This window comes from Natrarchaeobius versutus, assembly GCF_041205745.1.
Lineage (GTDB): Archaea > Halobacteriota > Halobacteria > Halobacteriales > Natrialbaceae > Natrarchaeobius > Natrarchaeobius versutus.
This window is the reverse complement of the sequence record NZ_JBGFCC010000005.1, coordinates 11,588-34,471: the sequence shown is the minus strand read 5'-3', so window position 1 is coordinate 34,471 and position 22,884 is coordinate 11,588. Positions and strand designations below refer to the sequence as shown.

The window sequence follows — 22,884 nt, the reverse complement described above, 5'->3', positions numbered from 1 at the left end:
ATTATATCTCACCCATATTCTGCTTCTTGCGCATCAGGTACAGGAAGTAGGGGCCGCCGACGAGCCCGGTGACGATCCCGACGGGGATCTGGACGGGACTGAGTGCGAGCCGGGCACCCACGTCCGCGCCGACCATCAGTGCCGGGCCGACGAACAGACAGCCGACGATGACCTTCTTGTAGTCACTGCCGACCAGATTGCGGACCATGTGTGGGACGATGAGGCCGACGAACCCGACGATGCCCGCGACCGCGATGCTCGCGGCCGCCGCCAGCACGGCGACGCCCGAGAGCGCGAACCGCACCTTCTCGATTGACATTCCCAGCGACTTCGCGGTCTGCTCGCCGAGTAGCATGACGTTGCACTGCCGGGAGCCGGCGATCGCCAGACAGATTGCAACGATCGACCACGGCAGCGCCATCCGCACCTGCCCCCAGTCAGTACCGGTGAGCGAACCGGTCGTCCACGCGATGCTCGACTGAACGACGCCGATGTCGTCCGCGAAAAAGAACAGCCCCGTTTGCAAGGACCCAAAGACGGTCCCGACGATGACCCCCGCGAGCACGAGTCTGACCGGCGAGGTGCCGTTCTTCCAGGCGATGGCGTAGACGATCAAGAAAGCGACTGCGCCGCCCACCGCCGCCAGCACGGGCAACAGCGACGACACGCTGAACGTGAAACTCGTCAACTCGACCGAAAGCCCGGCGGAAATAGCGAGCCACGGGACTGCGAAGGTGGCGCCTGCGAACGCGACGAGGACGAGCAGGATCATCAGCCCCGCGCCGGAGGAGACCCCGAGGATGAACGGGCTTGCCAGCTCGTTTCGGGTGATCGCCTGGAATATCGCACCAGAGACGGCGAGGTTCATTCCGACGATGATCGCGACGAACACGCGAGGGAGTCGGATGTTCCAGACGATGAGACTCTCGCGGCTCATCTCCGGTACCTCGCCGCCGAGTAAGAACGCGTTCCACGCCTGCTGGTTGAAGATCACCTCTGGGTCGAACACGGCCGCCCAGGCTTGCCCGAGGCTCATCGAGTACGCACCGAAGCTTACCTGTACGAGCCCTGCGGCCACGACGACCGCGACACTGGCGAGTGCGGTCGTCACGAGCTTCGGGTCGAACAGCCAGACGAACCGTCGACTCTCGCGGGTTCGAGGCCCCTGTGTCGTTTCCGTCGACGTTCGGTTGCTCATCGTGGCTCCGACCGGAGTTCGGCCGTGTACTCGAAAATCGTCTCGAGGCCGTACTGGGCAGTGAAGACGCCGGACGCACAGCCAGCCGGGCCGCCACCGACGACGGCAACATCGTACTCGAAGGCATCGTCCTCGCTGATGGTCTCTGTGTTCATGGTCAGAACTCCCCGTTGATGATATCCCCAACCCGCTGATGATCGAACAGCTGTTCGTCGGGACCGAACGCCGGATACACATCGCCGTCCTCGTAGCCCGGCCACTCGCCGAACTGCTCGGGGTACAGTTGCTTTGCGGTCATCTCCAACTGGAAGAGGTTCATCAGCGGCCCCTGCCATCGCGTTCCCTGTGCGTACACCCGGTCGTGCTCAACGGCAGTTATCTCGCTTGTGACTGGGTCGTCTCGCAGGTTCTGATCCAGCTGTTCGAAGTCGACGGTCTCCGTCACCGTCCAGAGTGCGAGTAGTACGTCCGGGTCGGCGTCCAACAGCGCCTCCGAATCGACTTCGATGAACGGTCCGTCGAACTCCTCGTCGCCGAAGGCGTCGACGGCACCGAGCGGTCTGGTGTGGGTGTTCCAGTACCCGTCTGCGTTCAGACGGAGCACGTGGATCGCGGACAGATCCGTCTCGAGAGAGAGGTACGCGACAGTCGGTCGTTCGGACGCCGGTGGAAGCCCGTCTTCGATGGTCTCGAGGAGGCCGTCGTGGACGGATGCGAGCGCCTCGTACCGCGACCGTTCACCGTACAGACTGGCGACGCGGTCGAACAGCTCCCACAGCGTGTTGTACTCGTAGCCGTCGGCCCACTCCTCGGGCGGTGTGAGGTGATTTGAGCTGTAGTAGTTTCCGAACCACGGTCCGACGTTGGTTGCGATCTCGTCGACGTCGTCTCGGGTCCAGTTGTCCTGTGTCGTCACCCAGGCGGGGTCTACAAGATGGAGGTCGCTGTCGAGTTCGTACAGCTGTTCTTTCGTGAACCCGTACTCCCCCGGTTCGTCTGCCCACGCAATTTCGACGCCGTCCATTCCGGCGGTGAAGTACTCGAGAGCCGCCGCGGTGCCATCCCACCAGAGATAGTTGACGCTCTCGCCGTGACCGAGTGCGGTGGTCATGTCCGGGAACCAGGGGAAGTGGGTGAACACGTTCGTCGGGGTCGATTCGAGCGTGACGGTACCGACCGGCGACAACGTTGCCGAGTAGGAGTCGTCCGCTGACGGCTCTGAATCAGTCGGGGTGTTCGACTCCGATGGCGTCGATCCATGATCGGTGACGCCGGTACAACCGGCGAGCATCCCGCCGCCGACGATCATTCCGCCGTACTTCACGTAGTCCCGTCGAGTCCGCTCGCTTCGCTCACTCCCCCGACGACTTCCCGCTCGCTGGTGCTTGCGGGAATCCCGCCGGGTCGGCGCCTCGGGCCGTGTCGTATCAGTGTCGTTATCGGTGGTCATCCTTAGAACTCGCCGTTGACGATGTCAGCAACCCGCTGGCGATCGAACAGTTCCGCGTCGTCGGTTACGTCGCCGAACACATCTGGGTAGAGCTGTTTCGCCGCGCGTTCGGTCAGAAACAGGTTGTGGATCGGGCCCTGGTAGAGGTAGCCGCCGCGATAGACCCGTCCGTTCCGGACGGCCTCGAGTTCGTTCCCCACCGGATGTGATTCCATGTACGCGAGGACGGTATCCCGGAACTCGGCGGCCGACTTTCGCTCGTGGCCGCGCACGAGGATGATCTCTGGGTCGAGATCCAACAGCCCCTCGTAGTCGAGGTTGCCCCGATCGGTCGTGCTGAGGTGGTCGATGTCGGTGTCGGCGAGCGCGTCGGTCGGTCCGAGGTCGCGCCACTGCTTGGTGCTCGTTCCGCCGTCGTCGAGCCGGTACGGCGAGAACGAGTCCGGTTGATCCGTCTCGTCGTAGGTGACGAACACGTCCGGACGCGCTTCCTCCGACGGCAGTTGGGCGCGTACGTCCGCGATAAACTCATCGTGCAGTTCGGCGAACGCGTCGTAGCGTGCGGTCTCCTGAAACACGTCGGCGACCGTCTCGAAGGCTTCGTACAGCGTGTAGTAGCGGTAGTCGTGCCACTCGTCCGACCGGCGGAAGATCAGGTTCCCGACGAACGGTGCGACGTTGTCGACGATCTCCTCGACGTCGTCGTCGCTCCATTCGAACCAGTTGATAAGCATCTGTGGATCGTACAGGTGGACGTCACAGTCGAGTTCGTAGAACTCCTCTTTCGTGTGCACATCGGGATAGGCCTCGAGGACGCTTCGGTCGACGTCGACTCCAGCGAGCTCGTCGTAGACGTGGGTGTAGTATCGATCGGCCATGCCGGTCCCCGCCAACCCGTCGGCTTGGCCCAGCGCGACCGCCATGTCGGCGTAGCCGCCGTCGTACGCCACCCACCGCTCCGGGACGCGGTCGAACGTGACGTCGCCGACCGGCTCCATCGAAACGGTGTACGGATCCGTCGAACTCGACTCGGTTGCCGCCGTCCGTTCTTCGTCTCCGTCTCCGTCGCCGGTACAGCCCGCGAGTAGACTCCCGCCGACGATCGCTCCGCCGTACTTCACGCAGTCCCGCCGGGTCTGTGGCTTGCACGTGACACTCTCGTTAGCCATGGACTTTAGGCTGGCCTAAAATACTATAATCACTTCGGTTTTAGGCAGACCGAAAATCTGTCACGTCGGCGCGAGTGATCTCGACCGAGGAGTGGTTCGCCGATACGCGTCGAGCAGACCCGTCCGAATGCAACCGTCGTCACTCATCGTCGACGTTCTATCGATAGGGCCGGACGCTCGGCGGTGATCGGACGAAACGAACGCTCGCCTGTCAGATCTCCACACACGCGTCCGTCACAGTCCATGGTTTTAGGCGACCCTAAAGGGATAAATGGGTTTCGATCTTTAGGTGGGCCAAAATCATCGAACGTCAGTACGGTCCGCCGCAGCGCGGACAGATCGTCGGTCCGTTCCCGGGAAGCGTGAGACCGCAGTGAGGACAGCCGTCGCCGTCGGGGGCAGTAATCTCCTCGACGATTTCGTTCGTGTGCTCGCGGATCGCCGACAGCGATCCGAGTTCGCTCTCGTCACCGGCCTCGGCCGAGTCTCCCTCGAGTCCCGCGAGCGCGAACCGGGCGCGCTTGCGGGTGAACGACTCGACGTCGTCACCGTCGGCGAGCGAGGCCAGCCGCTCCCTCGGCAGTTCTGGCCCGGCAATGTCGGAGCGAGCCACCAGCCCGAGCGCCTCGGCACCGCGCCCGCGGACGTACTCCGAGTCGTCCTCGAGGCGTGCCGAGAGATCGTCGACCGCGTCGGTCAGCGCGTCCGGGCGTTCACAGCCGACCGCGACGACCGCCGTACAGAGGTGGTATCGGACGAGTTCGTCGTCGCTCTCGAGGTGGTCGGCGAGATCCGGAACCAGGTGGCGAAGCCGATCCGGATCGCCCAGCGCGACGTGGGAAAGCGCCTTCGCCAGTTTCTCTCGGACTTCCGGTTCGTCGAACGAGAGGCCGATCCGGAGGTCGGCGAGTATTGCTGGCATCGTAACCTCCTCTGGACGCTCGAGTGCGACGTAGCCGAGTGCTTCGGCCGAGCGTGCGCGGACGTAGTAGAACTCCTCGTCGTCGGCGAGTCGGGACGCGAGCGCGTCGACGACGTCCACAACCGCGTCCGGTTCGACCCTCGCGAGCGCGACGAACAGCTTCGCCGTTCGCAACCGTACGGAACGGTCGTCGTCGGTCAGGAAGGTGGCGAGCGCCGGGACGATCGGCGCCATCGCGCCCGCTCGTTCGTCCACGACCGACCGGATCGCACCGATGGCGTCCTTTCGGCGGTCGACCGGGGCGTCGCGACAGTGCTCGAGGCGCTCGCGGATTCGATCAGCCTCGCCGTTCCGGACGTACTCCGGCAGGCATTCGATCGACGCGGAATCGGGAGTGTCGTCCATCGCTGTGTTCGCTCGTTGACAGCCGATCACGGTGCTCGAAGAAAAACCTCCCGCAAATCGGGGCCGACCCCGCGTCGACGAGCTTCGTGAGCGTCACCCCGTCGCGATAACGTATCGAACGCGAAGAATAAAGCCCCTCGGGCGGTCAGCTACCCGCATGAGCCTCGAGCAGGACGCATCCGAGGAGGAACCGGACCCGTTCGACGCCTACCGGCAGTTCTTCGCACTCGAGCGGGACGTCCTCGTGCTCTCGCTGGCGATGTTCGCGTTCAGCCTGGGCTTTCAGATGACAAACCGGTACATTCCCGAATACATGGTCGCGCTCGGGGCGGGCGGGCTCGTGGTCGGCTTATTCGGGACGTTCGGAAACGTCATCGCCGCGGTCTACCCTTACCCCGGCGGGGCGATCTCCGACCGCATCGGCTCGCGGTACGCCCTCACCGTCTTCGGACTGTGTTCGACCCTCGGATTCGGGATCTGGCTGGCCGCGCCGCTGTTTTCGGACGTCACGATCGGCCCCGTCTCGCTCGCGATCGTTTTGATCTTCGCCGGACTCGTCTTTTCTCAAGCCTGGAAGTCTTTCGGCCTCGGCGCCACTTACGCCATCGTCAAACAGGCGGTCCCGCCTTCGAGACTCGCCGCGGGCTTTGCAAGCACCGAGAGCTTTCGTCGGACGGCGTTTCTCATCGGCCCCCTGATCGCCGCCGCCTTCTTCTTGCCGATCGACGTTCCCGCCGAGGCGGCCGACGTCGGCCTGACCGACGCGGTAGCCGCCGAGATCGTCGCCGCGTTCCAGTGGATCCTCGGCGTCGCCATCGTCTTCGGCGTGATCGGTACCGTCGCCCAGCACGTCCTCTACGACTCGAGTGGCGATAGCTTCGGCAAGCAGTTCCAGGGCCTCTCCCAGATCAGACGGGACTTTCGGGAGATGCCAGACGAACTGCGCCCGCTGTTGATCGCGGACACCCTGGTGCGCTTTGCCAACGGGATGGTCTACATCTTCTTCGTCCTCGTCGTCACGCAGTTTCTGGGTGTCGGACTCGAGTTGCCGTTCTCGGTTCCCTTTGCAGGCGATTCCCTCTCCCCGCAGGCGTACTTCGGCCTCCTGTTGGGCCTCGAGATGCTCGTCGCCTTGCTGGTGATGGTGCCGGCGGCGAAGATCGCCGAACGCGTCGGTCTGAAACCGGTCGTCGCGCTCGGCTTCGCGGTGTACGCGATCTTTCCGCTCTTGCTGATCACCGCGCCGGCGAGCGCCCTCGTCCTCGCCGTCCTCTTCGCGTTCTCCGGTCTGCGGTTCGCCGGCCTCCCTGCCCACAAGGCGCTGATCGTCGGCCCGGCCGAGATGGGTGCCGGCGGCCGAGTGACCGGCTCGTACTACCTCGTTCGGAACCTGATCGTCATCCCGTCGGCGGCCCTTGGCGGCCTCATCTGGGCGGGCTTCTCGAACCCGTTGACCGGCGAGGTGATCCTCGAGGGATCACCGGTCCTCGCCTTCTCCATCGCGACGGTCATCGGAGTGGTCGGCACCGGCTACTTCCTGCTGTTCGGCGAGGAGTTCGAGGCGTACGCGAACGGAAACGGCGCGTAAAAGTTCCGTCGACGTCTGGCGACTACTCGAGGTGGGCCTCGAGCAGGCGTTCGACGTACTTCGCGAGGACGTCGACCTCGAGGTGGATCGGGTCGCCCGGTTCCTTCTCGGAGAGCGTCGTCAACTCGTAAGTCGTCGGGATGATCGCGACGGTGACGCGCCCAGTTGTGGCGGTTTCACCGTCTTTGGTTCGCGGCGCCTTCGACGCCGCGCTCTCGAGGGCCGCGACGGTGAGGCTGATGCCGTCGAGGGTGATCGACCCCTTCTCGACGACGTAGCGCTCGTATCCTTCGGGGAGTTCGAACTCGAAGAACCAGTCTTCGTCGACGGACTCGATATCGGAGACGGTCGCCACCGCGTCGACGTGTCCCTGGACGACGTGGCCGTCGAAGCGGCCGTCGGCCGGCATCGCCCGCTCGAGGTTGACCGCCTCGCCTTCCTCGAGTTCACCGAGGTAGGTCCGATCGACCGTCTCGCTCGCGAGAAAGACCTCGAACCACTCCCCCTCCTCGAAGCGTTCGACCGTGAGACAGGCGCCGCTGACGCTGATACTCTGTCCGTACTCGAGTCCCGTCGCGACGTCGTCGGCGCCGATCCGCAGTCGAAGGCCATCCTCGGTCCGCGTCCGATCGAGAATTTTGCCCGTCTCCTCGACGATTCCCGTAAACATACTCGATGCTGACAGCGGAGGAATAAAGCCGTTCCGAACGAGGTATGCATCACGATTTCGTTATCCACCACGAGAACGGTGTGCGGAGAGTCGCCGCGCTTTTGGACCCGCCCGCGCTATCGGTATTCGATGGCAGGCATCCTCGATACGATCAAGCTGGCGGGTTCGCTCGTCCTCGCAATCCCCGCCGCCCTCGCCGGCCTCGAGTTTCTGCTGGTTCGCGGCGAGACGCTCACCGGCGCAATCTTGATCGGACTCGCGGTCGCGCTCGTGGTCGCCCAAAAACGGCTTTCGACGCCGACTGATCTGAAAAGCATCGTCACGAACCGGATCACGGGCGCGGTAACGACCGACTCGACGTCCGAAGCCGACGACGAAGACCACAGCAGTCGGTGAATCAATTTCTTTTCTCCCGACGATTTGTCGACGGCTTTGTGCCGAGTGCGTCGTCGACGGCGAATCAGGCCCAAAAACGGGGTCTCCGTACAAGTGCCACGAACCAGAGAAGAGCCACGAACCCGAATTCCGACCTCACTCGAGGACGTTTCTCGGCTCGAGCGACCGCGACGGCGCGGCGAGGTAATTCACTCCTTCTTCGGTCTTCGCAAGCAGATCGGCCACCCGAACCCACGCGCCGTCGGCCAGTTGGGCGGCCGCATCGAGTCGAACGACGCTCCCGACGTCGACCGTCTCCTCGCCCGCGGACGGCCGTTCGCGGGGCTCGAGACCGACGCCCGACACCCGCGTCTCGACCGCACCGTCCTCGCCGAAGGCGCGGATCTCGGCCTCGAGGTCGGCTTCGACGGCCGTGACGGAGGCTGAATCCGCCGTCAGGAGCGCCCGACTCGAGCGAAGCGCCTGCGTGACGGCGACGTGGGCGCGCCGTTCCCGGCCGCCCTCGCCGGCGACGACGAACGTCCGGCTGAGCCCGCCGTGGTAGCGTTCCGGGCCGCGAGGGGCGACCGACACGACGATCGGCTCGCCGGCTCGGATCACTACCGACTCGCCGGCTTGGACCGACCCTGACCCACCCGAGTGACGATCCTCGCCGTCGGCCGACCCACCGTCGATGCTCGTGTTACCAGCGGGAAACCCACCGGCGGCGACGATCGCTTCGTCGATCTCGCGACGGAGTCGATCGACCGTCACCGTCGCTCCGTCGACGAGGAGTCGACCGTCCTCGACGGCGGCGTCCGCGAGGACCGCCGCCGCCCGCTTCATTCCGGCACTCGCGGCTTCCTGGGCGCTCGCGATCCGCTCGCGTTCGGCGGGCGTCTTCGTCGCTCGAGCCCGCGCTATCGCGTCGGTCGAAGCGAGCGAGAACCCGCGATTCTCGAGAAACAACGCGGCGTCGTGGGGAATTCCCGCGGGAGTGAGGACCGTCCCAGCCGTGAATCGATCGGCGAGGGAATCGGCCAGTCGATGGCCCGGATGGGACGGCGAGTCTCCCGTTTCGCGATCCCACTGCTCGCCGTCGAAGGCGACCGCCGCTGATCGCGTCTCGGCGTCGGCGACCGCACTCTTCTCGAGTTCCCCGTCGGCGTTCAGACAGTACGCGAGATCGGGGTCCCGCGTCGGTCCGGCGTGGACGAACGCGACCGCCTCCCGCGAGTCGAGTACCGACCGGAGACGCTCTTTGAGGATGGTACGACCCGATCGGACGCCTCCGCCGTAGTCGGCTCCGTCGGTCACGTCGCTTCGGCTTCGACCTCGTCGGCCGTCGTCGCCTCCGGCTCCTGGGCCTGCTCGATTAGCTCCTCGAGGGGCGTCTCGGTGAGGCGGTTGTGCAACAGGACGTCGATCGGGAGCGTCGGCGCGCCGTCGACGAGATTCTCGAGGAGGATGAGTCGTTCGCGGGCTCGAGACATGCCGACGTAGAAGACTCGGCGTTCGTTGTCGGTGAGGACGGGAACCGGCGAGGTGGTCTTGGTGAACTCCTCGACGCCGGGGACGTCCTCGGGGTCGTCCACGGTGGCGACCATCTGCTCGACGACCTTCTCGGTGAGGTCGGTGGCGACGATGACGTGGTCGGCCTCACGGCCCTTCGCGGAGTGGATCGTGCCGACGCGGACCCGGTCGGTGTCCATCCCCTGGTACTCGCCGATGCCGAAGTACGAGCGGACGCTCTTTTTCTGGAAGTTGGTCACTTTGCGGACCATGTCGGCCGCGGAAGCCGGACCGGGCATGAACGGGGCGTGATCCTCGATGACTTCGCCGGGGATCATCAGTTTCTGGAGGTCGTCGATGCCGGCGTCCTCCTGGCGGTCGTCGATCTCGTCGAAGAGGTCGTCGCGCTCGTTGCTTCCGAACGCCGACTCCTGAAGCATGTCTGCGAGTCGACGGGCCTGGAGGCCGGTGACGTCCTCGCCGGCGTCGATCGCTTCGACCGCGCGGACGTACTGGGTGAGCCGATCGGTCCACAGCCGCTGGTCGGTCAGCGAGGTAAACGGCATCCCTTCAGTGATGAACTCGTCGATAAACTGGAACATCTGGTACCGGGCCCGAAACAGGATCATGATGGTACCTTCGCTTTCGACCAGCGTTCGACGGACCATCCGGACGACGTCGAGCATCGACGCGTTCCGACGGGCCTCGACCGAGCCGCCTTCCTTGCGCGGATTGAGGTCCTTGTCCTGTCGGTGATCGATGTGGCGAATCTCCTGGTTGACCGCGTTGAGGACGTTCGACGGGAGCCGATAGGAGTTCGGCAGGATGACGTCGTCGTCGACTTCCTCCTCGAGCAAGAGCGCGGGATCGGCGCCCTGCCAGGAGTAGACGACCTGGTCGTCGTCGCCGGCGATGAGCACTTGTTCGACGTGGGGTTTCCACTCCTCGTAAACGTCGTACTGGAGGGTGGTGATGTCCTGGAACTCGTCGATCACGAGGTACTCGACGTTCGGGACGAGCGAGCGCTGTTTGACCCGCTCGAGCATGTCCGCGAAGCCGATCTTGCCCTGTTCGCCCTTGTAAGAGCGCCAGGCTCGGATCGCTTCGGGGACGTCGATCCGATCGTCGGCGGCGGGCCAGGTCGGCGTGTACTTGTTCCCCTCCTGGGCGTTGGGGTCGATCTCCGGTGGAAGGCGAACCTCCTCGACGTCCCACTGGAACGGAACGTCGTACCAGTCAGAAACCTCACGGCGGGTCCGCTGGAGCCACTGGCTCGTCGCGATGATCTTGTTCCCGATCGTCGTCGACCGAGCGGTTCGGCGGCCGGCGCCGCTGTACTCGTCTTCGAACTCGAGGCCGTACTCCTCGCAGAACTCCTCCTTGTCGGATTCGCCGATGACGTCGCTTCGAGAGAGATCGAGCAGATCGTACGCCTTCGCGTGCATCGTACAGACGTTGCCTTGCAGTGCGCGGGGGCTTTCGTCGAGTCGCTCTGCGAGTCGTTCGCGAACCTCCTGTGCTGCGGCTCGAGTGTACGAAACGACGAGGATGTCCCGGAACGTGACGTCGTCCTGCTCTAAGATCTCTTCGACGTGGTCGAGAAGCGCCGTCGTCTTCCCGCTTCCCGGACCACCGAACAGCCGGGTCACCTTCGTCTCCGTGGTAGCCATTATAGCTGTTCAGGGGCGCGATACCCATAAGTGACGTGGGTTTTCGTTGATACCGATTGCCGGTGAACAATAGTTAGGGATTCCGCGGGGACCGGGCGGACCGGACGTCGGCACCGTCGCGGATCTTGTCTTCGCATTCCGGACAGACGCGCGGTTCATCGACGTTTCGGGGGGTGAATACGCGAGCGTAGGCGTCCGTCACGAACGCGCCGCAGTTCTGGCATTTCGGCATTGTCCTTCTTCGTTGGGACAGTGGCGAGTGCTCTATAATAATTGTATCGAACAGTCCCGATGAAAAACACGTTGGCGGACGAATGGATACGGTTTACCGTCGGTCAGCTCCGGTGAGACTGCGACCCGAGCGGCGGTCTCACCGGCAAATCGATACAGAAATCCGTATGAGGACCGCTCGGTTACGGCGTTGGTTCCCACCCACAGACGGTACACGTGGTCGCCGAGGTGTCGTGGAGTCCGCCACACTCCGGACACTGTTTCTTGTTATACTCTTGGTCCCACCCTACTCGTTCGACAGCGTGACCGCGGTCAGTAAGGAACTGGTCAAAAACGTCGTCGGCACCGTTGGGTGAGGATGCCATAGTCATGGTATCGCACACCATGGTCTTAAATGGTCGGGTTGGGCAAAACACTGCCGCAATCGTGTGTGGGACTGTCACGACAGCTCGAGCCGACCACTCGCGTCGTGTCGCCCGACGGAATCGACCCGCGTTCTTTTCTCCCTCTCGGCCCAAGGTCGGCGTATGAGCGACCTGCGCCTCGATGCGACCCAGCTCGATCGGTACTCGAGACACGTCATCATGGACGAGATCGGTCCGGAGGGACAGAAACGCTTGCTCGAGGGAAGCGTCCTCGTCGTCGGCGCGGGCGGACTGGGCTCGCCGGCGATCCAGTACCTCGCGGCCGCGGGCATCGGCCGACTCGGAATCGTCGACGACGACGCCGTCGAACGGTCCAATCTCCAGCGCCAGATCGTCCACGGCGACGCCGACGTCGGCCGGCCGAAAGTCGAGAGCGCCGCCGACTACGTCGCCACGCTCAATCCCGACGTCGACGTCGAGACGTACGAGACGCGGCTCACGGCGGCGAACGTCGCCGACCTCGTCGACGACCACGACGTCGTCCTCGACGCCAGCGACAACTTCGCCACACGGTACCTGCTCAACGACCACTGCGTACTCACGGGGACGCCGCTCTCTCACGGCGCCATCTACCGCTTCGAGGGCCAGATCACGACGTTCACGAACGATCGCTCGAGTGCGGACGGCGACGGTGATGGAGACGATACCAGCGGGGCCGGGGAGTCGCCGTGTTACCGGTGTCTCTTTCCCGAGGCGCCCGAACCCGGCACCGTCCCCGACTGTGCGACCACCGGCGTCCTCGGCGTCCTTCCCGGTACCGTCGGCTGTATCCAGGCCACCGAGGTCGTCAAGTACCTGCTGGGGAACGGCGAGTTGCTCGAGGGGCGACTCCTCATGTACGACGCGATGGATATGAGCTTCGAGACGGTCGAGTATCGAGCGAACCCGGCCTGTCCGGTCTGTGGAGACGAGCCCGAAATCGAGTCGGTCGAAGACGTCGCCTACGAAGGGACGTGTGAAATCTCGGCCGACTAGACCGAGTCGGTTCGCCGCGGATCCAGTACGCGAAAGAGCTCGAGCGCGCCGAGAACGGCGAGACAGGAGACGAACGCGATCGTCCCGAGTTTTCCGCCCGCGCCGGTGACCGCCGGCGTGACCGCGAGAAAAACCAACCCGGAGAGCCCGCCGGCCCCCGCGACGCCCGCCGTCGACAGCCGATCGACGCTCGACATGCCGACGAACGAGGCGCAGAACGCGACCGCGGCGAGCGTCGACGCCGTCTCCGGAGCGAGGGCGGATACGCCGATTCCTGCGGCGGGAAACGCGACGCCGGCGACGACACCCACCAGGCCGGAGGCGACCACCGCCCCGAGTTCGAGTCGAACGCTCACGAGCAGGGTCGCGACCGCCGCGACGACCGCGACCGCCGCGACGACCGCGGCGAGTTCCCACTGTGGCGCACTCGGCGCCCCGTACTCGAGGCCCGCGAGCGCGACCGTTCCCAGACAGCCACAGAGCGCGATCGTCCCGAGCTTTCCGCCGACGCCGTCGAACGACTCCGTCGTGGCTACGTACGCCACCCCCGAAATCGCGCCCGCCGCGGCGACGTACTCGAGGGAGGGGAACGCCGCCGGCGAGGCCATGCCGACGAACGAGCCACAAAATGTCGGGACGGCGACTCGCGGGACGAGTACCCCGGCGACCAGCCCGACGAGTGCCGAGGCGACCACCGGGCCGAGCCCGAGCGAGACGCTCGCGACGTAGGTGACGACCGCGCCGACGACGACCGCGAGCGCGTCGACGAGGTCCGTCCGGTCGAACCCATTCTTTTCGAAGGATGATTCCTCTTCGAGGGCTGATTCGTCGAATCTCGGATCCTCGACGGCCAGTCCGTCGAGCGCGCGTCTGCGCTCGAGCACGGCGGCGACGCCTCCGACGAGGACGATTCCCGCCTGGATTCCAACCGTCCCGATCCGCACCTCGGGGAGGCCGGCCATCGCGCTCAGCACCAACGCGACGGGCGTCACCAACAGCGCGACGTAGCCTGCGATCTGGACCGGGCCGTACACACGCCACAGTCGCTCGAGGGGGATCGAGAGGGTTACGATTCGTGATCCGCTGTCGGAACTCTCGAGCCGGTCGTCGGTTCGCCCCGCGACGGCTCGCCCCGTCACCGACGGCGTACCACGGACCCGTAGCTAAAAGTGCGTCCCGGATCCATTGCCCGACGACCGTGCCCTCCAGACGAACGATCCTCTCGACGACAGCGACGACGCTCCCGCCGGTGCTGATGGGGTGTCTCGGCCGCCGTGGCGATCTCTCGAGCGACGATTCCACGAGCGGCGATGGAACCGACGACGGACCGGACGACGACGGCAAGAGAACGGGCGACGATACCGGTGGAGATGGCAATACCGGCGAGGACGACCCCACGAAACCCGATGTGAATCCGCCCGAGGACACGACCGCGACGACGCAGTTTCAGTACACCGCGGGGAACGCCGGTGTCGCCGACGGCCCCGCTCCGGATGACGACGCCGTCCAGTGGCAGACGCGACTGTCGCCGATCGAGGGCGGACTCTCGGTCGCCGACGGACAGGTGCTCGTCACCGCCGGAAACCTGGTGGCTCTCGACGCCGACGACGGATCGAAGCGCTGGGAGACCGACGTGGGACACAGCCTCGAGGCGCCGCCGGCGGTGACGTCGGATACCGCGTACGTGACCGCCTGGAACGGCGGCCCCGACACCGACCGCGGGGTCGCGGCCGTCGACCTCGCGGACGGAAGCCTGCGGTGGCGGGCGATCGCGGACGTCGACGTCTCCACGGCGCCGACGCTGGCCGACGGGATCGTCTACGTCGGGGGCTCGCTGAACAGCGAGGCCGTGATCGCCCTCGACGCCACGGACGGCACCGAACGCTGGCGGTTTCGAGCGGGGGAGTACGCGACGACGCCCGCCGTCGCCGACGGAACCGTCTTCGTCGGCGGCGGAAGCGAACACGTGGTGTACGCACTCGAGGCCGCGACCGGCGAGGAGCGCTGGCAGGTCGAAACGGACGGGCGCGTGTGGGGTGCGCCGACGGTCGTCGACGACGTCGTCTCCGTCGGCTCGAGAGACGGGACGGTGTACGCCCTCGGGGTCGAAGACGGGCAAGAGCGCTGGACCGCCTCGGTCGGAGACGACGTCCCCGAATCGATCGCCGCGACCGGTGAACGCCTCTACGTTCCCACGACGGAGGCGCTGGTTGCGCTCGATACCGCCGGGACGGAGGTGTGGTCGACCGAGAGCGGATCGCGGGTAAACGCGCCCTCGGTCGCGGGAGACGCGGTCGTCGTCACCGACCGATCCGCGGCGAGCTGTCTCGACGAGGACGGCGAGAGTCGGTGGACGTACGCGTTCGAGGACCGCCAGATCGACGACATGGTCTTCGGCGGCACCCGATCGCCCCCTGGAGTTTCTGACGGGACCGTCTACGTGGCTTCACACGGCGGCGACGTCACCGCACTTGGCGGGTGACGACGGTGGGCGACCGGTTCGATAGTCGAAAACGGTGGGCGACCGGTTCCGGAGTGAACGATGGCCGACGAACAGTCCAAGAACCGCCTCAAACGGGGCGCTCTTCCGGCGTCGTCGCTCGAGTCGCGGATCGACGACCGCGATCACTCCCTGTGTCGAACGCGGACCATCCCCTCCGAGGTGACGCCGACGATCAGCGGCGTCGCGATCTGTCGACCCGAGACGGCCGAGCCGGCGGCGTCGCTGACGACCTTCATCAGGTCCGGGGCGGTGTAATCGACCTTGACGCCGGCTTCGTCGCAGGCGTCGTAGACGAGTTCGGGAACGTCGTAGAGGTCCGTTCCCTTGGGGACGCGAACGCGAACGGGCGCCCGGAGCGCTTCGGCGAACGCGACCGTCTCGCGGGCTTTCTCGACGTTCTCGCGTGCGCTCGCCTCGACCGAGGAGACGTTCGCCCGCGAGGTCCCGAGTTCGTCGGCGATGTCGGCCTGGGAGATGCCGCGCTCGCGTAACGCGAGCACCTGGGCCTGTCTGCGGGTCAGAATACTCGTCTCGGCGTCGAAGCCGATCTCCCCGAGGAGTTCCTCGGTCTCGTCGATCACGGCGACCGCCTCCGGCGCGTGTCGATCCGACCGGGTCGGATTCGCGAATGCATATGTCAACTATGCGTCCGACCGTAAGTGAGTGTAGCGGTTCGGCGAACCGAGCGTCGATCGTCGGATCGGGGACGGGACGGCGACGACCGACGTTTTTAGCGTCGCCGCCCGAAGAGCCGGTATGGATCGAAAGGAGTTTCGCGACCTCGTCTCACCCGAGGCGGCCCGCGAGGCGATCGCATCGCTGTCGCTCGAGGGCGGGATCGACCGCGTCCCGCTCGAGGACGCCCGTGGTCGCGTCCTCGTCGCAGGACTCGACGCCGAACTCGACGTTCCCGGCTTCGACCGGGCCAGCCTGGACGGCTACGCGCTCCGGGCCCGGGAGACGTTCGGGGCCGACGAGGCCGACCCCGCTCGCCTCGAGGTCGTCGGCGAGGTCCACGCCGGCGAGGAACCCGACGTGACGGTCGCGGAGGGAGAGGCCGTCGAAATCTCGACGGGAGCGGTGATGCCCTCGGGTGCGGACGCGATGGTCCCGGTGGAGCAAACCGACGAGGCGGGCGCGGTAGAGCGAACCGACGAAGTGGATACGGGGGGACGAACCGACGAGACGGACGACGAAGCAGTGCTGATTCGGACCGCCGTCGCCCCCGGCGACAACGTGATGTTCGCCGGCGCGGACGTCGCGGCGGGCGAACGAGCGCTCGGCCCCGGAACGCAGGTTACGCCCCGCGATATCGGATTGCTGTCGGCGCTCGGGATCGACGAGGTGCCGGCCCGGGCCCGGCCTCGAGTCGGGATCGTCTCGACGGGCGACGAACTCGTACGGCCGGGCGGCGACCTCGAGAGCGGACGCGGCCAGATCTACGACGTCAACAGCTACACGATCGCGGCGAGCGTCGAGGACGCCGGTGGCGAGGCGGTGTTCTACCCCCACGCCGGCGACGACCGCGAGGAGATGGAACGCGTGCTTCGGGAGGCCGCCGAGGAGTGCGATCTGGTGCTCTCCTCGGGATCGACGAGCGCGAGCGCCGTCGACGTCATCTACCGGGTGATCGAGGAGGAGGGCGAACTGTTGGTCCACGGCGTCGCCGTCAAGCCGGGAAAGCCGATGCTCGTCGGTCGGCTGGCCGACTCGGCGTACGTCGGCCTCCCCGGCTACCCCGTCTCCGCGATGATGGTCTTCCGGACGTTCGTCGCGCCGGCGATCCGCGAGGCCGCCGGGCTTCCGGAACCCGAATCCGCGACCGTTACTGGACGGCTGGCTCGCCAGGAACGCTACGGCGAGGGACGACTCCGCCTGATGCCGGTCGGGCTGGTCGAAACCGGACCCGACGAAGTCGCTCCCGTGAGTGGTGACGGCGGAGGGAGTCCCGGAGGGAACCCGGAAACCGATCTCCTGGTCTACCCCGTCGACAAGGGAAGCGGCGCGACGACCAGCCTCGCCGAGGCTGACGGCGTCGTTTCGGTCGACGCAGACACCGACTACCTCGAGGCGGGCGAACCCGTCTCCGTCCAGCTCTTCTCGCCGGACGTCCGCCCGCCGACGCTGTTCGGCGTCGGCGAGGACGACCCCACGCTGAACCGGATTCTCGACCGACTCGAGCGCCCGCGGTATCTCTCGGTGGGTTCGCGGCCGGCGCTCCGGCGGCTCCGCGAGGGCGTCCCCGACGTCGCCGTCGTCGCCGGTCCGGTCGATCGCGAGGTCGACGCCGAGGAAGTCGGCGGCTGGCACCGTGAGTGGGGGCTCGCCGTCCGACCCGGAAACCCCGACGAGATCGAGGGGCTGGCCGATCTGATCGATCGCGACCTCCGGGTTGTCAACCGGACAACCGACTCCGGACTCCGGACGAGCCTCGAGCGGACGCTCGACGATCTCGCGGACGGACGCACAGAGAGTCGACGGGAGCTGGTGGACGCGGTCGACGGCTTCGAGCTCGGATTACGGGCTCACGAGAGCCCGCCGCGTAAAGTGCTCGCTGGCGACGCCGACGCCGCCCTCGGGCTCGCCGACACCGCCGACCGACTGGATCTCGGCTTCGTCCCGCTCGGCGACCAGCGCGTTCGCGTCCTCGCGAATCCGGATCGGGTGACGAAAGCCGGCGTTCGGTCGCTCGCTGACGCACTCGAGGCCGGGGGCTCGGACGAGTAGCCGAGATTCCCGGAGACTCGGACGAGTAGTTGAGACACGCCGAGTCTCGAGCGAGTAGCCGAGACGCACTGTTGTTCGAGCGGGTATCGCCGTTGCTCGAGCGATCACTGCCATCGGTTGGGACCGGCCCGTCGATCGACTCGAGGGAAACACTGGCCCGTCGACCGACTCGAGGGAAACACTGGCCCGTCGACCGACTCGGGGGAAACTCGGGTCAGTTCGGAAAAACCGAACGTCGTGAGGCGGCGAAATATGCCCGTTCTTGACTCTCAGGAGGCCGTGAACAGCGATTTTTACGTCATCGTGATGTACGTGGCGTGATGTCGACAATAGCCGAGCTCCGGTTCCCAGTCCCGGACACGACGCTCGAGACGGCCTTCGAGTATGTTCCCGATGCGACGTTCGAACTCGAGTCGTCCGTGTCGAAGACCCGGCCCTGTCTCTGGGTGTCGGGCGTCGACCACGAGCGTATCGAGTCGGCGTTCGACGCGGACCCCTCGGTAGACGGGTACGAATTACTCGTCGAGACGCGTTCACGGTCGTTGTTCGACGTGAGTTTTACGGACGGTGCGGGAATCGATCGCCTGTGCGATCCACTGCTTGCCGACGGCGGCTCCTTGCTCGAGGCGTGGTCGACCGACGGCTGGTGGCAGGTACGGATCCGGTTCCCGGACCGCGACGCGCTGTGTAACGCCTACGACCGGCTGGTCGAGCGCGACATCAACGCCGACCTTCGCCGGGTCACCGACGTAAGCGAGGCGGCCGAGCCCGACACCAGGCTGACCCCGGAACAGCGTGAAGCGCTCGAAGCCGCCCTCGAGTACGGCTACTTCGAGATACCGCGGCGCATCTCGATGGAGGAACTGGCCGCCGAACTCGACATCTCTCACCAGGCGCTCTCCGAACGATTCAGGCGGGCCTACGAGACCCTGGTCGACGAAGAGCTCCAGCCGACCGGCGAGCGCTCGGCCGCGGAGTGAGCACCGAGCCCGCAGACGCGGGACCGACGTGTGCGGGCGATTGGACCGACGGGCGCGGGACCGATGGACGCGGGACCGACGGGCGTGGGCGACGATGACCGTTTGCGGACGAGATCGACGTTAGCGGTGTTCCCGGACGAAAGCGTCGATTCCCGAGGTCGCCGTCTCGAGTTCGTGGTACTCGAGGACCTCGGCGGCGTCGTTTCCGCGGATCATCGCCGACAGATCGTGTTCCGCTCCGGGACGGTACAGACAGAGGATTGGTTTCTCCCACGCGACCGCGCGGCCGAGTTCGTAGCCGACGCCGAGGCTGGGCGTGGTGACCTCCGCGACGACGATATCGGCCTGTCGGAGCCACTCGACGTCCTGGTCGTGGATCTCGTCGTCGGTGAGCCCCTCCTCCGCTTCCTTTTGCTCGACGTTCTCGGTCCCCACGTGTTCGGTGAGGACCGTGCTGTGGTCCTCGAGGTGCTCGATGAGGTCGGCGTACAGGTCGCGATCGTCTCGACCGCCGCGGATCGAGCCGCTGAAGAAGATATTCATGTTCGCCATCGAGATGCCTGTTCGCTATCAGTATTTCGAACGCCGACGATCGGCGTCGATTATCGGCCGATGTCGAGTCTTCACCATCTGGTGGCACGGTTTCCTCAGCCGACCTCGAGTCGCGCTCCCAGTTCGGGTGCGCTCGAGTCGTACTCCTCCGTACGAAGCTCCTCGGCGAACGCCTCGCATCGGTCGCCGTGATCGACGAGTATCGTGGACTCGCGGTAGGGCTCGAGAAACTCGAGCAGTCCCGGTCGATCTGCGTGTGCGGAGAAGTCGAACTGCTCGACGCGGGCGCTGACGCGCATCATCCGGCCGTCGATCTCGGCGCTCCCGGTGTCTATGAGGTCCCGACCGGGTGTGCCCTCGACCTGGTAGCCCGTCATCGCGATCGTGTTCGTCGGGTGATTCCGGACCGCGGGGACGTAGGTCATCGCGGGCCCCCCGTGGAGCATCCCGCTCGTGGTGACGATGACGGTGTTCTGTTCGGCGATGCGTTTCCGTTGACCGTCGCGGCCGTCGACGAAGCGGGCATTGCCCTTCGCCCGCCGGAGGAGGTCGGGATCGCGCAGGAACTCCCGGTTCGGCTCGCGCAAGAGGAGTTCCGCGACGCGGGTTCCCATCCCGTCGACGTAGCACTCGAGGTCGTACCGTTCGCAGATGCAAAGCACCTCCTGGGTGCGCCCGATCGCGAACGCGGGGACGACGACGGTGCCGCCCTCCCAGATCGTTCGCTCGAGCAGGTCGACGAACGCGCGTTCGATCTCCGGGCGGGGCTCGCGCGTCGTGTCGGCGTAGGTGCTCTCACAGATCACGACGTCGGCGTCGGGTCTGGCCGTCGTGCCCGCCAGTAGGCGCTGGTCTTCGGTGTGGAAGTCGCCGGTGTAGAGCAGTCGGGTGTCGCCGTCGTCGATCAGGACGTGGGCGCTCCCGGGGATGTGGCCGGCGTCGAAAAAGGTGATCTCGTAGCCCGCGGCCGCGAACGGCTCGCGGTAGCCGTGGGTTTCCGAAACCTGGGTCAGCCGGGCGAGTTCGGCCTCCGTGAACGGACAGTCGTAGGTCCCGCCGTGGAGCTTCAGCGTGTCACGCGCTAAGAGCATCGTGAGGTCCCGCGTTGGGGGCGTCCAGTGAACCGGCGGGCGGGCGTCGCCCGACAGCAGGGCAGGGATCGAGCCGACGTGATCCAGGTGGCCGTGGCTCACCACGACCGCGTCGGGGTCGACGTCCTCGATCGGAAACGACGGCGGGTTGCCCGAGTCCATCCCGAAATCGAGCAAGAGCCGATCGTCGACGACGATCGCGCTCCGACCGATCTCTCGAGCGCCGCCGAGAAACTGGACCTCCATCGGACTGCGGTTGGAACTCGAGGTGTTTGCAACCGTCGGTTTTCACGTACTGGAACTCGATACTCGAGACACTGTATACCAGTAATGCAGTCAATTGGAACCCCGAACTGGTCACTTTACGTGCTTAGTGAGCACGAGCATTCGCGCGAACGAGTGGTCCGAAGGACCCGGTAGTGAGCGCGATTCACCGGTCGAGCGGAGCGAGACCGGCTTTTTGGCATGAACGGGTTTTCGTCGAGCGGTGCGCGAAGCGCACCCGAGACGAAAAGAGGTTCGCCTATAGTGTACGGATGGTTCACATATTTCGCCGTGAAATAAATGATGTGCTCTGTTGAAATTCGTAGTGAGTTACAGATGTAGTCGCTATAGTATAGTAACAACTGTAACGATGTACACACTGATCGCATAGCTCACGGGTCACGTTTGTTCCCCGTTCGCCGTTCCACGGTTCTCGCTCATGGTTCGAAAATCAAAGATGTTCGTCATCACGAACGACCGCTGGTCGTTCGAACGACTTCGTTCGCTCACGGGTCACATTCGTTCCCCGTTCGCCGTTCCGCGGTTCTCGCTCGTTTCACTCGCTCCGAACCGCGCTCACTCCGAACCGCGCTCGTCTGTCGATCAGGTGTGCAAGACCTGCAGTGGCTGCGATAGTTTGAGTAGATGCCACTCCCAATCGGCATATCTCACCCACTATTCTCCGGCCAATCCGACTGTTAGGGCGACTCCACGATACTGAGGATTTCTGGTGCTCTGTATACCTGATACCGTTTCGAGCCCGAAATCTCCTCGATGATCTCCTCTGTTTCCAACGCTTCGATAGCGTCGTAAACAGCTTGGCGTGAGCGATCGGTTACGTCGATTGCTCGAGGAGCTGTGAGATACGGCTCCTCAAAAATGAAGTCAACGACGTCACGAACAGCAGGGCTGTTCGGGAACTTGGAATGGTATTGTTCCCGGAGGTCCACGAGACTTACTCCGCAATTGTAGGCATCAATCGCCTGTTCGGCGATTGCATTCAGGACGAAGGTGATCCATTGCTCCCATTCACTACCACGACTCACCTCAAGCAAGTAATTAAGGTACTGTTGGCGGTATCTGTTGAAGTATGCACTTAGATAGAGATACGGTTTTGGCAGTAATCCAACATCGTACAGCTGTAGCATGATCAGCAGCCGTCCAAGGCGACCGTTCCCGTCCCGGAACGGGTGAATCGTCTCGAATTGGTAGTGCATGATCGCCACGTCAACTAATGAAGGATACGACCCGTCGTTCAGGTAGGATACGAACTGTTCCAACAGGAGTTCAACCGTGTTTGGATTAGCTGGGACGAATCGGGCGGTCCGAGCAGATCCATCAGGAGAACCAATATAGACCGGCACATCTCGAGGTTCTCCAGGTCGGTCCTCCTCACCGCGAACGTCGTTCAACATCGTTTCGTGGAGGTCGCAAATCAACTCGACCGAAAGCGACTCCCCCGCCTCAATTCGTGCGAAGCCTTCGTGGATAGCGTCGACGTAGTTGTACGCTTCGCGAACATCAGCTGACTCAGCAGCAGATCGTTGTGGAGTTCCTTTGACATCGTGAAGGACGATATCCGAGACTGTAACGTTCGTCCCTTCGATCTGTGAACTCATTGCAGCCTCACGTACGACGAAGGGAGCGATCAACAGGTTCTCGTTGTCTACGTCTCGGTGAAGTGTCGCCAGGCGCCCTAATGCGTACTGAGCATCGCCGTATACTCGGATGACGTCATCGGTGTACTCGATCTCCGGAGGAAGGCTTGCTGGACGATAGCAGGGAAGCCCTTCGTATGGATCGATCACACCGGGTCCGTCCTCAAAGTCATCCGGATCCATTTGACTTAGAATAGTACCCCACCAACCTAAGTCTACTGAGACAGATATTGATTGACTTAGAGCGGTTTCAAAATGGCCTGACTCATGTCCGGACAAGAGTTCTTGACTCGCAGAGTGGCACTGATCATCTTCAATCCGTAGGATAACCGCTATTGTAACAGCTAAAACGATTCACACACTGATCGCCGAGCCGTCTGGCGATCAGGTGTGCAATGACCTGCAGGGGCTACTATAGAGGTGTAATCCGACCTGTGGTATTCGTCCTCGCGGAAACGTCGTTGAGCACGATAATTGCCCTCTCATAGGCCGAGGATGGTCGGATCGATCGGCTGCCGC

The 22,884-nt window shown here is 64.6% G+C and carries 20 protein-coding genes and 1 pseudogene; 6 read left to right on the top strand and 15 right to left on the bottom strand.

Going from position 1 to position 22,884, the window contains the following annotated elements; all coding sequences use genetic code 11:
* Position 1 precedes the first annotated feature (1 nt).
* The 5 genes and pseudogenes from AB7C87_RS12295 to AB7C87_RS12275 all read right to left on the bottom strand — a co-directional run bounded on the left by AB7C87_RS12295 (position 2) and on the right by AB7C87_RS12275 (position 5,144).
* Complete coding sequence (locus AB7C87_RS12295) at positions 2–1,198, bottom strand: FecCD family ABC transporter permease (RefSeq protein WP_369729762.1); 1,197 nt, start codon at positions 1,196–1,198, stop codon at positions 2–4.
* A 35-nt stretch (positions 1,199–1,233) separates the two neighbouring features.
* Positions 1,234–1,353, bottom strand: a pseudogene (locus AB7C87_RS12290) (thioredoxin reductase); the annotation flags it as partial.
* 2 nt (positions 1,354–1,355) lie between these two features.
* Complete coding sequence (locus AB7C87_RS12285; protein WP_369730068.1) at positions 1,356–2,507, bottom strand: ABC transporter substrate-binding protein; 1,152 nt, start codon at positions 2,505–2,507, stop codon at positions 1,356–1,358.
* A gap of 143 nt (positions 2,508–2,650) precedes the next feature.
* Entirely contained in the window at positions 2,651–3,817 is a 1,167-nt protein-coding gene (locus tag AB7C87_RS12280; RefSeq protein ID WP_369729761.1) for an ABC transporter substrate-binding protein, read from the bottom strand.
* A 310-nt stretch (positions 3,818–4,127) separates the two neighbouring features.
* On the bottom strand, positions 4,128–5,144 hold the full coding sequence (locus AB7C87_RS12275) for a HEAT repeat domain-containing protein (RefSeq protein ID WP_369729760.1): 1,017 nt from the start codon (positions 5,142–5,144) through the stop codon (positions 4,128–4,130).
* 157 nt (positions 5,145–5,301) lie between these two features.
* Between AB7C87_RS12275 and AB7C87_RS12270 the strand changes: the two genes are divergently transcribed.
* Positions 5,302–6,732, top strand: a complete 1,431-nt coding sequence (locus tag AB7C87_RS12270) for an MFS transporter (RefSeq protein WP_369729759.1) — start codon at positions 5,302–5,304, stop codon at positions 6,730–6,732.
* Positions 6,733–6,754: 22 nt separating this feature from the next.
* Here the strand turns inward: AB7C87_RS12270 and AB7C87_RS12265 are convergent, their stop codons facing one another.
* Entirely contained in the window at positions 6,755–7,402 is a 648-nt protein-coding gene (locus tag AB7C87_RS12265) for a riboflavin synthase (RefSeq protein ID WP_369729758.1), read from the bottom strand.
* A 129-nt stretch (positions 7,403–7,531) separates the two neighbouring features.
* On the opposite strand from AB7C87_RS12265, the gene AB7C87_RS12260 reads away from it, so the two are divergent.
* A complete protein-coding gene (locus tag AB7C87_RS12260; protein WP_369729757.1) occupies positions 7,532–7,798 on the top strand; it encodes a DUF7533 family protein in 267 nt (88 codons plus the stop codon).
* 135 nt (positions 7,799–7,933) lie between these two features.
* Here the strand turns inward: AB7C87_RS12260 and AB7C87_RS12255 are convergent, their stop codons facing one another.
* The 4 genes from AB7C87_RS12255 to AB7C87_RS12245 all read right to left on the bottom strand — a co-directional run bounded on the left by AB7C87_RS12255 (position 7,934) and on the right by AB7C87_RS12245 (position 11,555).
* Positions 7,934–9,094 carry a M24 family metallopeptidase gene (locus AB7C87_RS12255; RefSeq protein WP_369729756.1) on the bottom strand — a complete coding sequence of 387 codons (1,161 nt, stop codon included), beginning with the start codon at positions 9,092–9,094 and terminating at the stop codon, positions 7,934–7,936.
* Complete coding sequence (locus AB7C87_RS12250) at positions 9,091–10,959, bottom strand: UvrD-helicase domain-containing protein (RefSeq protein ID WP_369729755.1); 1,869 nt, start codon at positions 10,957–10,959, stop codon at positions 9,091–9,093. Before AB7C87_RS12250 ends, AB7C87_RS12255 begins: the two co-directional genes overlap by 4 nt.
* A gap of 73 nt (positions 10,960–11,032) precedes the next feature.
* Positions 11,033–11,191, bottom strand: coding sequence for a DUF7563 family protein (locus tag AB7C87_RS24220; RefSeq protein WP_440590510.1), 159 nt, complete (start codon positions 11,189–11,191; stop codon positions 11,033–11,035).
* 181 nt (positions 11,192–11,372) lie between these two features.
* Positions 11,373–11,555, bottom strand: coding sequence for an HVO_0416 family zinc finger protein (locus AB7C87_RS12245; protein WP_369729754.1), 183 nt, complete (start codon positions 11,553–11,555; stop codon positions 11,373–11,375).
* 162 nt (positions 11,556–11,717) lie between these two features.
* Between AB7C87_RS12245 and AB7C87_RS12240 the strand changes: the two genes are divergently transcribed.
* Positions 11,718–12,590 carry a HesA/MoeB/ThiF family protein gene (locus AB7C87_RS12240; protein ID WP_369729753.1) on the top strand — a complete coding sequence of 291 codons (873 nt, stop codon included), beginning with the start codon at positions 11,718–11,720 and terminating at the stop codon, positions 12,588–12,590.
* Here AB7C87_RS12240 and AB7C87_RS12235 read toward each other — a convergent pair.
* Positions 12,587–13,624, bottom strand: coding sequence for a hypothetical protein (locus AB7C87_RS12235; protein ID WP_369730067.1), 1,038 nt, complete (start codon positions 13,622–13,624; stop codon positions 12,587–12,589). The two genes, AB7C87_RS12240 and AB7C87_RS12235, sit on opposite strands and share 4 nt — an antisense overlap.
* A 164-nt stretch (positions 13,625–13,788) precedes the next feature.
* On the opposite strand from AB7C87_RS12235, the gene AB7C87_RS12230 reads away from it, so the two are divergent.
* Positions 13,789–15,072 (top strand): outer membrane protein assembly factor BamB family protein, encoded by a 1,284-nt coding sequence (locus AB7C87_RS12230; protein WP_369729752.1) that lies wholly within the window; start codon positions 13,789–13,791, stop codon positions 15,070–15,072.
* A 143-nt stretch (positions 15,073–15,215) separates the two neighbouring features.
* Here AB7C87_RS12230 and AB7C87_RS12225 read toward each other — a convergent pair whose 3' ends face one another.
* Positions 15,216–15,734 carry a Tfx family DNA-binding protein gene (locus AB7C87_RS12225; RefSeq protein ID WP_369729751.1) on the bottom strand — a complete coding sequence of 173 codons (519 nt, stop codon included), beginning with the start codon at positions 15,732–15,734 and terminating at the stop codon, positions 15,216–15,218.
* Positions 15,735–15,849: 115 nt separating this feature from the next.
* On the opposite strand from AB7C87_RS12225, the gene AB7C87_RS12220 reads away from it, so the two are divergent.
* The gene (locus AB7C87_RS12220) at positions 15,850–17,820 is read left to right on the top strand and encodes a molybdopterin biosynthesis protein (RefSeq protein WP_369729750.1); all 1,971 of its coding nucleotides are present in this window, start codon (positions 15,850–15,852) and stop codon (positions 17,818–17,820) included.
* Positions 17,821–18,140: 320 nt separating this feature from the next.
* Positions 18,141–18,800: a helix-turn-helix domain-containing protein gene (locus tag AB7C87_RS12215; protein ID WP_369729749.1), complete on the top strand. Its 660-nt coding sequence runs from the start codon at positions 18,141–18,143 to the stop codon at positions 18,798–18,800.
* 120 nt (positions 18,801–18,920) lie between these two features.
* On the opposite strand, the gene AB7C87_RS12210 is transcribed toward AB7C87_RS12215, so the two are convergent.
* From AB7C87_RS12210 to AB7C87_RS12200, 3 genes are all read right to left on the bottom strand, one after another.
* Positions 18,921–19,343, bottom strand: coding sequence for a nucleoside 2-deoxyribosyltransferase (locus AB7C87_RS12210; protein WP_369729748.1), 423 nt, complete (start codon positions 19,341–19,343; stop codon positions 18,921–18,923).
* A 104-nt stretch (positions 19,344–19,447) separates the two neighbouring features.
* Entirely contained in the window at positions 19,448–20,689 is a 1,242-nt protein-coding gene (locus AB7C87_RS12205) for an MBL fold metallo-hydrolase (RefSeq protein ID WP_369729747.1), read from the bottom strand.
* Positions 20,690–21,405: 716 nt separating this feature from the next.
* Positions 21,406–22,548, bottom strand: a complete 1,143-nt coding sequence (locus AB7C87_RS12200; protein ID WP_369729746.1) for a Fic family protein — start codon at positions 22,546–22,548, stop codon at positions 21,406–21,408.
* Between the last annotated feature and the right edge of the window lie 336 nt (positions 22,549–22,884).